This is a genomic window from Guptibacillus hwajinpoensis, from assembly GCF_005144865.1.
GTDB classification, from domain to species: Bacteria; Bacillota; Bacilli; order Bacillales; family Guptibacillaceae; genus Guptibacillus; species Guptibacillus hwajinpoensis_A.
In genome coordinates this window covers 21,817-35,397 of sequence record NZ_SWFM01000010.1, presented here as the reverse complement: position 1 = coordinate 35,397, position 13,581 = coordinate 21,817, and the positions used below count along the sequence as shown (strand labels likewise).

The window sequence follows — 13,581 nt, the reverse complement described above, 5'->3', positions numbered from 1 at the left end:
CTTCTTACTTAGCTTCTTTTGCTTTAACCGCGCTTTGTATAGTTACGTAGCTTTTCTTAGCTCCAGGTACGTTACCTTTTACTAGAAGTACATTACGTTCTACATCAACTTTAACGATTTCTAGGTTTTGTACAGTTGTACGTTCGCCACCCATGCGACCAGGTAGAAGTTTACCTTTCATTACGCGCATTGGATCGATAGGTCCCATTGAACCTGGACGACGGTGATAACGAGAACCGTGAGTCATTGGTCCGCGAGATTGGTTATGGCGCTTGATCGCACCTTGGAAACCTTTCCCTTTAGACGTACCAGTTACATCAACTACGTCACCTTCGTTAAAGATATCTACCTTGACTTCCTGACCAATTTCGTAACTACCTTCTGCGTTACGAATTTCTTTCACGAAGCGCTTAGGTGTTGTGCTCGCTTTTGTAGCATGGCCTTCTTCAGGTTTGTTGAAACGAGATTTCTTCTTGTCAGCAAATCCAACTTGAATTGCTTCGTATCCATCTGTATCAACAACTTTCTTTTGAAGGACAACGTTAGGTTCTGCTTCAATAACAGTTACCGGGATAATATCTCCGTTGTCAGCAAAGACTTGTGTCATGCCTACTTTTCTTCCTAAGATTCCTTTGGTCATTCGTCACACCTCCTAATTGTTTTTAAATGATTTATTTAGCGTTATATTAAAGTTTAATTTCGATGTCAACGCCAGACGGTAGGTCTAAACGCATTAACGAGTCAACCGTTTGTGGTGTAGGCTCGATGATGTCAATTAGACGCTTATGCGTACGCATTTCAAACTGCTCACGAGCATCTTTGTACTTGTGTACCGCACGTAGAATTGTGTAAACAGATTTTTCCGTCGGCAACGGGATTGGTCCGGATACTTGTGCACCTGAACGTTTTGCTGTTTCTACAATTTTCTCAGCAGACTGATCTAGAATACGGTGATCATATGCTTTTAAACGAATACGAATCTTTTGCTTTGCCATTATTTCCCCTCCTTTATCGCCCATATTGTTATAGACAGTTCTCCGTGAAAATAAACCCAACACACTCGCCATGGCAAAGGGGCCGGGTGTGTCAGCAACCTTCCACATCATCGCTGTTTATGACCAACATTCTTATTATACTAAAACCAGAGCCTAATTGCAAGACTTGGTCCAACTAAAAAGTATGTCGATCGCACACTTTTAATAGTATAACGGCCTGAGCCATAAAATGCAAGGCCTAAAAGCAATTTCAGACTATTCACTAATCCGTTGGTGGTTACGATCGAACTGATTCGAACTCATTTAACTAATTTAACATAAACTCCAAATAAAAAACACCCGGAAAAATCCGGGTGTTTTGGTTAATCATAGAGATTACTCAGTGATTGTTGCTACAACGCCTGCGCCTACAGTACGTCCACCTTCACGGATAGAGAACTTCGTTCCATCTTCGATTGCGATCGGAGCGATTAGTTCAACTGTCATTTCGATGTTGTCTCCAGGCATAACCATTTCAACGCCTTCTGGAAGTGCAATTGTACCAGTTACGTCAGTTGTACGGAAGTAGAACTGAGGACGGTAGTTAGCGAAGAATGGAGTGTGACGTCCACCCTCTTCTTTAGAAAGAACGTAAACTTCAGCTTGGAATTTAGTGTGAGCTTTTACAGTTCCTGGCTTAACAAGAACTTGTCCACGCTGGATGTCATCACGAGAAACCCCGCGAAGAAGTGCGCCGATGTTGTCGCCTGCTTCAGCATAGTCAAGAAGCTTACGGAACATTTCAACACCAGTAACAGTTGTTTTCTTGTTCTCTTCAGCAAGACCAAGAATTTCAACTTCGTCACCAACTTTGATTTGTCCACGCTCAACACGTCCAGTTGCTACTGTACCACGACCAGTGATTGAGAATACATCCTCAACTGGCATCATGAATGGCTTGTCAGTGTCACGTGTTGGAGTTGGGATGAACTCATCAACAGCGTCCATAAGTTCAAAGATTTTAGCTTCGTACTCTTCGTCGCCTTCAAGAGCTTTAAGAGCAGAACCTTTAATTACTGGAACTTCGTCGCCATCGAAGTCGTATTCAGAAAGTAGATCACGAACTTCCATTTCAACTAGTTCAAGTAGTTCTTCGTCGTCAACCATGTCACACTTGTTCAAGAATACAACAAGAGTAGGTACACCAACTTGACGAGAAAGAAGGATGTGCTCACGAGTTTGTGGCATTGGACCGTCAGCAGCAGAAACTACTAGGATTCCTCCGTCCATTTGTGCAGCACCAGTGATCATGTTTTTAACATAGTCAGCGTGACCTGGGCAGTCAACGTGTGCATAGTGACGGTTTTCAGTTTCATACTCAACGTGTGCAGTTGAGATTGTGATTCCACGTTCGCGCTCTTCAGGAGCACCATCGATTTGGTCGTATGCCATAGCAGTACCGCTACCTGAACGCTTGTGAAGCACTGAAGTGATCGCAGCTGTTAGAGTAGTTTTACCATGGTCAACGTGTCCAACTGTACCAATGTTAACGTGGGGCTTGGAGCGGTCGAATTTTTCTTTAGACATTAGTGTTTCCTCCTTTAATTACGTTGAAATTATCTATGCTAAGATAGGCGCATGAGCAAATCAATCTCACCTATCTTAGATTACAACAAAAGTTACTTGGCGACAATTATTCGCCTGTAGCTTTTTTAATGATTTCTTCAGAGATTGATTTAGGAACCTGCTCGTAGTGATCAAAGCTCATAGTATAAGTACCACGGCCTTGAGTACGCGAGCGAAGTGTAGTCGCATAACCAAACATTTCTGATAGTGGAACAAATGCATTGACAACCTGAGCGTTACCGCGAGCAGTCATACCTTCAACACGTCCACGACGGCTAGTTACATCACCCATGATGTCGCCCATGTATTCTTCTGGCACTACAACTTCAACTTTCATCATAGGCTCAAGAAGAGCAGGGTCACATACTGTTTTAGCTTTTTTCAAAGCCATAGATGCAGCGATCTTAAATGCCATTTCGTTTGAGTCAACGTCATGGTAAGATCCATCAACAAGGCGAGCTTTTACGTCGATTAGTGGATAGCCTGCAAGCAGACCATTAGCCATTGAATCACGTAGTCCAGCTTCAACTGCAGGGATGTATTCACGTGGAACTACACCACCAACAATTTTGTTTTCAAATTCGAATCCAGCGCCTTCTTCGTTCGGCTCGAATTCAACCCATACGTGTCCGAATTGTCCACGACCACCAGACTGACGTACGAATTTACCTTCAACCTTACCAGCTTTACGGATCGATTCGCGGTATGCAACCTGAGGTGCACCAACAGTAGCTTCTACTTTAAACTCACGACGCAGGCGGTCTACGATGATATCAAGGTGAAGTTCACCCATTCCTGAGATAATCGTTTGACCAGTCTCTTCGTTTGTTTCAGTTTTGAATGTTGGATCCTCTTCAGCAAGCTTAGCTAGAGCTACAGACATCTTGTCCTGGTCACTCTTAGTTTTAGGCTCGATTGCTACTGAGATAACCGGATCTGGGAAGTCCATAGATTCAAGGATAACAGTATCCTTTTCATCACATAGAGTGTCACCAGTCGATGTATCTTTCAAACCAACTGCCGCTGCGATATCCCCTGCATATACAGTAGAGATTTCTTCACGAGAGTTAGCGTGCATCTGAAGAATACGTCCTACACGTTCACGCTTATCTTTAGTTGAGTTCTTAACATAAGAACCAGCAGAAAGCGTTCCTGAGTAAACACGGAAGAATGTAAGCTTACCAACGTAAGGGTCTGTCATTACTTTAAATGCAAGTGCAGAGAAAGGACCATTATCGTCAGCAGTACGAATTACTTCTTCTTCAGAATCTTTAAGATGACCTTTAATTGCAGGTACATCTAGTGGAGAAGGTAGGTAGTCTAGTACAGCATCAAGAACTAGCTGAACGCCTTTGTTCTTAAATGCAGAACCACATAGTACAGGATAGAATTCAACGTTACAAGTACCTTTACGGATTGCAGCTTTGATTTCTTCTTCTGTAAGTTCTTCACCTTCAAGGTATTTCATCATAAGATCTTCTTCAAGCTCTGCTACTGCTTCAACTAACTTAGTACGGTACTCTTCAGCTTGTTCCTTGTATTCAGCAGGAATTTCGCGTGATTCAGTACGAGAACCAAGATCATCAAGGTAATAGAAAGCTTCCATTGTGATTAGATCAATGATTCCTTCAAAGTCATCTTCAGCACCGATTGGAAGCTGAATAGGGTGCGCATTAGCTTGTAAACGATCAGTTAGTGTACCTGTGGAGTAAATGAAGTCTGCTCCGAGCTTATCCATTTTGTTAATGAATACGATACGAGGCACTCCGTAGTTTGTAGCCTGACGCCAAACAGTTTCTGTTTGCGGCTCAACACCAGATTGTGCATCAAGTACCGCAACTGCTCCATCCAATACACGCAATGAACGTTCAACTTCTACTGTGAAGTCTACGTGACCAGGCGTGTCAATGATGTTAACACGGTGGTCTTTCCACTGGGCAGTGGTAGCAGCAGAAGTAATCGTGATTCCACGCTCCTGCTCCTGTTCCATCCAGTCCATCTGTGAACCACCTTCGTGAGTTTCACCGATCTTGTGGATACGCCCTGAATAGAAAAGAATACGCTCAGTAGTTGTTGTTTTACCAGCATCGATGTGAGCCATGATACCGATATTACGTGTATCTCTTAAGGAGAATTCTCTTGCCATTAGTATTTCTCCTTCCTTTTATAAAGGGATTTGGGTTGTTTGTTGATTACCAGCGATAGTGAGCAAACGCTTTGTTTGCTTCAGCCATTTTGTGCTGTTCTTCACGCTTCTTAACAGAAGCACCTGTGTTGTTAGCTGCATCCATAATTTCGTTAGCAAGTCTTTCTACCATAGTCTTTTCACCGCGAAGACGGGAATAGTTTACAAGGTAGCGAAGACCTAGAGTTGTACGACGTTCTGGACGAACTTCAACCGGCACCTGGTAGTTAGCACCACCAACACGACGAGCGCGTACTTCAAGTACTGGCATAACGTTTTTCAACGCTTGGTCAAATACTTCCATAGCCTCTGTGTTTGTGCGTTCTTGTACAAGATCAAATGCTTTGTATAGCACTTGCTGAGCTTTACCTTTCTGACCGTGTACCATAAGGCGGTTGATCAGGCGAGTAACTAGCTTGGATTTGTAAATTGGATCTGGTAATACGTCACGACGTTCTACTGGACCTTTACGTGGCATGGGTTAACCCCCTTTCATATTTTAGTTAAATTGTAAGCTATTATTTCTTAGCTTCTTTCGGTCTCTTAGTACCGTATTTAGAGCGACCTTGTCTACGGTCGTTAACCCCTGCAGTATCAAGCGCACCACGAACGATGTGGTAGCGTACACCCGGTAAATCCTTAACACGTCCTCCGCGGATAAGAACAACACTGTGCTCTTGAAGGTTGTGCCCGATACCAGGAATATAAGCAGTTACTTCAATTCCGTTAGTAAGACGAACACGTGCGTATTTACGCAATGCGGAGTTCGGCTTCTTAGGAGTCATCGTACCTACACGAGTACATACACCACGTTTTTGTGGAGATGAAAGGTCTGTATGAGACTTTTTGAAGCTATTATATCCTTTGTTCAATGCTGGAGAATCGGATTTCTTTGTTTTAGAAACACGTCCCTTGCGAACAAGTTGGTTAATAGTTGGCATTTTGTTTTCCTCCCTTCTTTCATTAATAAGCAAGCCCACACATCCAGGTGGTTCATGTATAGATAAAAGGAAAGTTTTTGCCTGGCAGGGCATGCCTCACCCGGCAAAAACGGTTATGCTTTTATCGTAACTGTTGCTGCGCCTACTTCGATACCGCAAGCCTTACCCAGTTTCTTCATAGAATCAACTCGGTGTACAGGAATGCTTTTTTCTTCGGCGAGTGCAACAACTTTAGAAGTTACCCTGCGATCAGCATCGTCAGCGATGAAAACTTCCTTCGCTTCCCCAATCTGGAGGGCCTTTAGAGTTTGTTTCGTCCCGATAATTAATTCTTCTGCCTGTGATACTTTTTCATAAGACAAGAACATATCCTCCAAAGTAACAGGATTATCGGGAGCACCTTGGATATAATATCACCCTGCACTCCCGATGTCAACACTTCCCTGTTTATTCTTGACTAACCAAAGCACTTTCTTCTTCTTCTAAAAGCTGTTCTGCCTCTTGCGCTTCACCTGCTACATTGATCCTGCGGTAACGCTGCATACCAGTACCTGCCGGAACAAGTTTACCAATAATTACGTTCTCCTTAAGACCAAGTAGTTCATCACGCTTACCTTTAATTGCTGCATCAGTTAGGACACGAGTCGTTTCCTGGAAGGATGCTGCAGATAGGAATGATTCAGTTTCAAGAGAAGCTTTAGTGATACCAAGAAGTACTGGACGTCCTGTAGCAGGAAGACCACCCTGTCTAAGAACTTTACGGTTAACTCCTTTAAACTGATGAATGTCGATAAGAGATCCTGGCAACACTTCAGTATCGCCCGCATCAATAACGCGGATTTTACGCATCATTTGACGGACCATAACCTCAACGTGCTTATCACCGATTTCAACACCCTGCATACGGTATACTTTTTGTACTTCAGCTAGGAGATACTCTTGTACACCGTCAATGCCACTAATTGTAAGCAATTGTTTAGGGTCAATCGAACCTTCTGTAAGGGCTTGACCAGCCTTAACTTCATCACCCACAACAATTTTAAGACGAGCGCCGTAAGGTACAGGATAGTTCCTTGTTTCAGTTTCACCCTGAACAACAATCTCTTTCTTTTCTTTAACTTCAGCTAAATCAATCACTTTACCGTCAAGTTCAGAAATAACAGCCTGGCCTTTAGGGTTACGTGCTTCAAATAGCTCCTGGATACGAGGAAGACCTTGAGTAATATCATCTCCGGCAACCCCACCAGTATGGAACGTACGCATTGTTAACTGAGTACCAGGTTCACCGATCGATTGAGCAGCGATAATTCCAACTGCTTCACCAACTTCTACGCGAGTACCTGTAGCAAGGTTACGTCCGTAACATTTCTTACATACACCGTGACTCGTGCTACATGTAAATGCAGAACGGATATAAACATTCTCAATACCAGCTTCTACAATATCAGTAGCAATGTCTTCAGTGATTAAATTGTTTTTATCAACGAGAACTTCCTTTGTTTCAGGATGTCTAACCTTCTTGAATGCAACGCGGCCTACAAGACGGTCATACAGTCCTTCAATTAACTCATTACCGTTTTTAATTGCACTAACTTCAAGGCCTCTATCTGTTCCACAATCGTCTTCACGAACGATGACATCTTGTGCCACGTCAACAAGACGACGAGTAAGATAACCAGAGTCAGCTGTTTTAAGTGCAGTATCGGCAAGACCTTTACGAGCACCGTGAGTAGAAATAAAGTATTCAAGAACTGTTAGACCTTCACGGAAGCTGGACTTGATCGGAAGTTCGATGATCTGTCCAGATGGGTTAGCCATCAATCCACGCATACCAGCAAGTTGAGTAAAGTTAGATGCGTTACCTCGAGCACCTGAATCACTCATCATAAAGATTGGGTTATCTTTTTCTAGACGAGTCATTAGTTTTTCTTGGATACGATCTTTTGCGCTACTCCAAATTGCGATAACACGGTCATAACGTTCGTCATCCGTAATGAGACCACGACGGAATTGTTTTAGAACTTTTTCTACTTTTTCTTCAGCTTCTTGTACAATCTCTTGTTTCTCAGCAAGTACCACAACGTCAGCAACACCAACGGTAATACCAGCTTTAGTAGAGTACTTAAAGCCTAGATCCTTCATGCGGTCAAGCATTCTGGATGTTTCTGTAACTTTGAAACGCTTGAACACCTCTGCGATGATCTTACCAAGGATACCCTTCTTAAATGGTGAGATTAATTCACGCTGAGAAATTTCTTCTTTCACATTCACTCCGTGAGGAAGGAAGTAATTCTCTGGTGTCGCAATTTCAAGGTTAGTTGTTGTCGGCTCATTGATATAAGGGAACGACTCCGGAAGGATTTCGTTGAAAATCAACTTACCAACAGTTGTTACAAGCAATTGCTTGTTCTGCTCTTCAGTGAAAGCAGATTTATTTAATGAAGCTGCTGGAATCGCTACACGAGAATGGAGATGTGCATAACCATTCTGATATGCGATTAATGCTTCGTTAGTATCTTTAAATACAGAACCCTCACCAATTGCTCCTTCACGTTCCATAGTTAGATAGTAGTTACCTAAAACCATATCCTGTGATGGTGTAACAACTGGCTTACCATCTTTCGGGTTAAGAATATTCTGTGCTGCAAGCATTAAGATACGCGCTTCTGCTTGTGCTTCCGCAGAAAGCGGTACGTGAACGGCCATCTGGTCACCATCAAAGTCAGCGTTATATGCTGTACATACGAGTGGGTGAAGACGAATTGCGCGTCCTTCAACTAGAATCGGTTCAAATGCCTGAATACCAAGTCTGTGAAGTGTTGGTGCACGGTTAAGAAGAACTGGATGTTCTTTAATCACGTTTTCCAATACGTCCCAAACTTCAGGATGAACTTTTTCTACTTTACGTTTTGCACTCTTAATGTTGTGTGCAAGACCTTTTGAAACAAGCTCTTTCATTACGAAAGGTTTGAATAGTTCAAGCGCCATTTCTTTTGGAAGTCCACACTGATACATCTTAAGTGACGGTCCTACAACGATAACGGAACGACCTGAATAATCAACACGCTTACCTAGTAGGTTCTGACGGAAACGTCCTTGCTTCCCTTTCAACATGTGAGAAAGAGACTTCAATGGACGGTTACCCGGACCTGTTACAGGACGACCACGACGACCATTATCAATAAGAGCGTCGACAGCTTCCTGAAGCATGCGTTTTTCGTTTTGTACGATAATACTTGGCGCACCAAGGTCTAGAAGACGCTTAAGACGGTTGTTACGGTTGATTACACGACGATACAGATCGTTTAAATCTGATGTCGCAAATCGTCCACCATCAAGCTGCACCATTGGACGAAGCTCTGGAGGAATAACAGGAAGGACATCAAGGATCATCCATGACGGGTTGTTACCAGATCCACGGAATGCCTCTAGTACTTCAAGTCGCTTAATTGCACGAGTTCTACGTTGTCCTTGTGCTGTTTTAAGCTCTTCCTTCAGGATATCAACTTCTTTATCAAGGTCGATATCAAACAATAGTTTGCGGATTGCTTCCGCACCCATTTCTGCTGAGAAAGTTTTGCCGTACTTCTCACGGTATGCACGGTACTCTTTTTCAGAAAGAAGTTGTTTCTTCTCAAGCGGTGTATCACCAGCTTCAGTTACTACATAAGAAGCAAAATAAATCACTTCTTCAAGTGCCCGCGGTGACATGTCAAGAACAAGTCCCATACGGCTTGGAATGCCTTTAAAGTACCAGATGTGAGAGACAGGAGCAGCAAGTTCAATGTGCCCCATTCTCTCACGACGTACTTTCGCACGTGTTACTTCAACTCCACAGCGATCACAAACGACACCTTTATAACGGATACGTTTGTATTTCCCACAATGACATTCCCAGTCTTTTGTAGGTCCGAAGATACGCTCACAGAAAAGACCATCTTTCTCTGGCTTTAAGGTACGGTAGTTAATGGTTTCTGGCTTTTTAACTTCTCCTCTTGACCAAGAGCGGATTTTATCCGGTGACGCCAGACCGATTTTCATATACTCAAATTTATTGACATCTATCAAGGGGCCTACCTCCCTTTAGAATTCAGCTTTAACCCTTACTCACTCGCCTGATTTGACCCAACATTCAAGTTTAATTTCTCACTGGATTGGTCTTCTTCATCGTCTAACTCTTTCATTTCAATCTCTTGCTCATCACTAGCTAGCATTTTTACGTCCATACCGAGTGATTGCAACTCTTTGATTAGAACTTTAAACGATTCTGGAATACCAGGCTCAGGAACATTTTCACCTTTTACAATTGCTTCGTAAGTTTTAACACGTCCAACAACATCATCCGATTTTACAGTCAGAATCTCTTGTAGGGTGTATGCAGCACCATATGCTTCAAGTGCCCAAACTTCCATCTCACCGAAACGTTGTCCACCGAATTGTGCTTTACCACCAAGCGGTTGCTGAGTAACAAGTGAATATGGCCCAGTAGAACGTGCGTGAAGTTTGTCATCAACCATGTGAGCAAGCTTGATCATATACATAACACCGACAGAAATACGGTTGTCGAATGGTTCACCCGAACGACCATCGTAAAGAACAGTTTTACCATCACGTGGCATTCCTGCTTCTTCAAGCGTTTCCCACACATCTTCCTCACGTGCTCCATCAAATACTGGTGTTGCTACGTGAATACCGAGTGCGCGTGCAGCCATACCGATATGCAACTCTAGTACCTGTCCAATGTTCATACGAGAAGGAACACCAAGTGGGTTCAACATGATATCGATTGGCGTACCATCAGGTAAATATGGCATATCTTCTTCAGGAAGAATCCTTGAGATAACACCTTTGTTACCATGACGACCTGCCATCTTATCTCCTTCATGAATCTTACGCTTCTGTACGATATAAACCCGAACTAGTTGATTTACTCCCGGAGGAAGCTCATCGCCGTCTTCACGGTTAAAGATCTTCACATCAAGTACAATTCCATCGCCACCGTGTGGTACACGGAGAGATGTATCGCGAACTTCACGAGCTTTTTCTCCAAAGATCGCATGAAGTAGACGTTCTTCAGCCGTTAGTTCTGTTACACCTTTAGGAGTAACTTTACCAACAAGAATATCTCCATCTTTTACTTCAGCACCCATACGAATAATTCCGCGTTCATCGAGGTTACGAAGTGCGTCTTCCCCAACGTTTGGAATATCGCGAGTAATTTCTTCAGGTCCTAGCTTAGTGTCGCGAGCTTCTGATTCATACTCTTCAATATGAATTGAAGTATAAACGTCATCTTTTACGAGACGTTCGCTCATAATAATAGCATCCTCGTAGTTGTAACCTTCCCATGTCATAAAGCCGACAAGAACGTTACGTCCGAGTGCCATTTCACCTTTTTCCATTGAAGGACCGTCACCAAGGATTTCTCCTTTTACAACGCGGTCGCCTTCAACGACAATTGGCTTCTGGTTATAACACGTTCCTTGGTTGGAACGAATAAATTTAAGCAATTTATAGCGATCAAGGTCGCCTTTAACTTCCTCACCATCAATAACAGATACACGGCGCACACGAATTTCTGCAGCAGATGCAAATTCAACAATTCCTTCGTGCTTACAAATAACAGCAGCTCCGGAATCTTTTCCGTTAACGTGTTCCATACCTGTACCAACAATTGGTGCTTCAGGAACCATCAAAGGTACAGCTTGACGCTGCATGTTCGCTCCCATTAGCGCACGGTTGGAGTCATCATTCTCAAGGAACGGGATACAAGCCGTCGCAGCCGAAACTACCTGTTTCGGGGATACGTCCATGTAATCGATCTTTTCACGAGCAATGATAATGTTTTCATCACGGAAACGAGCAACAATATCTTCGTCCTGGAATGAACCATCATCGTTTAGCTTCGCGTTTGCCTGTGCCACAACGTAGTTATCCTGTTCATCGGCAGTTAGGTAGTCAATAAACTCCGTTACTTTACCTGTTTCAGGGTCTACTCTGCGGTAAGGTGTTTCAATAAAGCCAAATATATTAACTCGTGCATAAGAAGAAAGCGAGTTAATTAGTCCGATGTTTGGACCCTCTGGTGTTTCGATCGGACACATTCTTCCATAGTGAGAGTAATGTACGTCACGAACTTCAAATCCAGCACGTTCTCGTGTCAAACCACCTGGTCCAAGTGCAGATAGACGACGCTTGTGTGTTAATTCAGCAAGCGGGTTCGTCTGATCCATGAACTGAGACAACTGAGAGCTTCCGAAAAACTCTTTGATGGATGCTATAACAGGACGAATGTTAATTAGCGCCTGTGGCGTAATTACGTTCGTATCCTGGATAGACATACGTTCGCGAACCACACGTTCCATACGGGAAAGACCGATACGGAATTGGTTCTGAAGTAGTTCACCAACCGAACGAAGTCGACGGTTACCAAGGTGATCAATATCATCGGTGTTTCCAACCTGATGAAGTAGGTTAAAGAAGTAGTTAATAGATGAAATAATGTCGCCAGGCGTGATGTTCTTCACTCCTGTTTCAACTCCACCATTTCCAATCACATTAATTACACGTTCACCTTCTGGATCATCAGGTGCGTAAACTTTAATTGATTGCAAGCCTATTGATTCGTCTTCAATCACTCCACCGTGAGGTTCTACGTCTTTAAAGCCAACGTTTGTCTCAAGAGCAGGAAGAATACGATCAAGTAGACGGCGGTCAAGAATCGCGCCCTCTTCTGCAATCACTTCGCCTGTTTCAGGATCAACGAGCGTTTCAGCAAGACGTTGATTGAATAGACGGTTTTTAATATGAAGCTTCTTGTTAATCTTGTAACGTCCTACGTTTGCAAGATCATAGCGCTTCGGATCAAAAAAGCGGGAATCAAGTAAGCTTTTAGCGTTGTCGACAGTCGGAGGCTCACCAGGACGTAAGCGTTCATAGATTTCTAGAAGCGCTTTTTCTGTGCCGTCCGTGTTGTCTTTTTCCAGGGTATTGCGAAGATATTCATCTTCACCTAGGAGATCTATGATTTCTTGATCAGACCCAAACCCTAACGCTCTGAGCAGTACCGTAATCGGTAGCTTTCTAGTACGATCAATTCGTACATAGACAATATCTTTGGCATCAGTTTCAAATTCCAGCCATGCTCCTCGGTTTGGAATGACAGTAGCTGTATATCCTTTTTTGCCGTTCTTATCGATCTTTTCACTATAGTAGACACTTGGAGAACGCACGAGCTGAGAAACGATAACGCGTTCTGCCCCATTAATAATAAAGGTACCTGTTTCAGTCATTAATGGGAAGTCACCCATGAACACTTCTTGTTCCTTTACTTCACCTGTTTCTTTGTTAATCAGGCGTACTTTCACACGTAAAGGTGCAGAATATGTTACATCTCGCTCTTTGGTCTCTTCCACGGGATACTTAGGCTCACCAAGGCTGTAATCAATAAATTCCAGCACAAGATTACCTGTGAAATCTTCGATTGGAGAAATATCTTGGAACATTTCTCGTAAACCCTCATCAAGAAACCATTGATAAGAAGCCGTTTGAATCTCAATTAGATTTGGCAAATCCAACACTTCTTTGATTCGCGCGTAGCTTCTTCTTTGGCGGTGGCGTCCATACTGAACTAGTTGGCCTGTCAAATGATTCACCCCTCAAATCCAGCGTATTTATTTTCTTCATCCAGAGAGTTCTGGTAAACAGAATCTATCGTTGGACAAAAAAAGAAAAAGGGCATAAATAAATTTCCCCTTAACTATAAGCGATTATATTAGTTTTTCCAGACGACGGTATTTTATACCTCTCTCCATAGCAATAGGAAAAAGGCCTGGAAAATCCATCATTGGCATTA

9 protein-coding genes are annotated in these 13,581 nt (G+C 43.0%); all 9 read right to left on the bottom strand.

Features of this window, described 5'->3' with window-relative positions; translation table 11 throughout:
* Positions 1 to 4: 4 nt before the first annotated feature.
* Positions 5 to 640 carry a 50S ribosomal protein L3 gene (gene rplC / locus FBF83_RS19450; protein WP_048313322.1) on the bottom strand — a complete coding sequence of 212 codons (636 nt, stop codon included), beginning with the start codon at positions 638 to 640 and terminating at the stop codon, positions 5 to 7.
* Between the two features lie 46 nt (positions 641 to 686).
* Positions 687 to 995 carry a 30S ribosomal protein S10 gene (gene rpsJ / locus FBF83_RS19445; RefSeq protein WP_048313321.1) on the bottom strand — a complete coding sequence of 103 codons (309 nt, stop codon included), beginning with the start codon at positions 993 to 995 and terminating at the stop codon, positions 687 to 689.
* Positions 996 to 1,370: 375 nt separating this feature from the next.
* On the bottom strand, positions 1,371 to 2,561 hold the full coding sequence (gene tuf / locus FBF83_RS19440) for an elongation factor Tu (RefSeq protein WP_136948779.1): 1,191 nt from the start codon (positions 2,559 to 2,561) through the stop codon (positions 1,371 to 1,373).
* 106 nt (positions 2,562 to 2,667) lie between these two features.
* Positions 2,668 to 4,746: an elongation factor G gene (fusA, locus tag FBF83_RS19435; RefSeq protein ID WP_136948778.1), complete on the bottom strand. Its 2,079-nt coding sequence runs from the start codon at positions 4,744 to 4,746 to the stop codon at positions 2,668 to 2,670.
* A gap of 46 nt (positions 4,747 to 4,792) precedes the next feature.
* Positions 4,793 to 5,263: a 30S ribosomal protein S7 gene (rpsG, locus tag FBF83_RS19430; protein WP_136948777.1), complete on the bottom strand. Its 471-nt coding sequence runs from the start codon at positions 5,261 to 5,263 to the stop codon at positions 4,793 to 4,795.
* 40 nt (positions 5,264 to 5,303) lie between these two features.
* Positions 5,304 to 5,726, bottom strand: coding sequence for a 30S ribosomal protein S12 (gene rpsL, locus FBF83_RS19425; RefSeq protein WP_048313317.1), 423 nt, complete (start codon positions 5,724 to 5,726; stop codon positions 5,304 to 5,306).
* A gap of 113 nt (positions 5,727 to 5,839) precedes the next feature.
* A complete protein-coding gene (locus FBF83_RS19420) occupies positions 5,840 to 6,088 on the bottom strand; it encodes a 50S ribosomal protein L7ae-like protein (protein ID WP_048313316.1) in 249 nt (82 codons plus the stop codon).
* Between the two features lie 85 nt (positions 6,089 to 6,173).
* Complete coding sequence (rpoC, locus tag FBF83_RS19415; RefSeq protein WP_136948776.1) at positions 6,174 to 9,794, bottom strand: DNA-directed RNA polymerase subunit beta'; 3,621 nt, start codon at positions 9,792 to 9,794, stop codon at positions 6,174 to 6,176.
* 35 nt (positions 9,795 to 9,829) lie between these two features.
* Positions 9,830 to 13,372 (bottom strand): DNA-directed RNA polymerase subunit beta, encoded by a 3,543-nt coding sequence (gene rpoB / locus FBF83_RS19410; RefSeq protein ID WP_136948775.1) that lies wholly within the window; start codon positions 13,370 to 13,372, stop codon positions 9,830 to 9,832.
* Between the last annotated feature and the right edge of the window lie 209 nt (positions 13,373 to 13,581).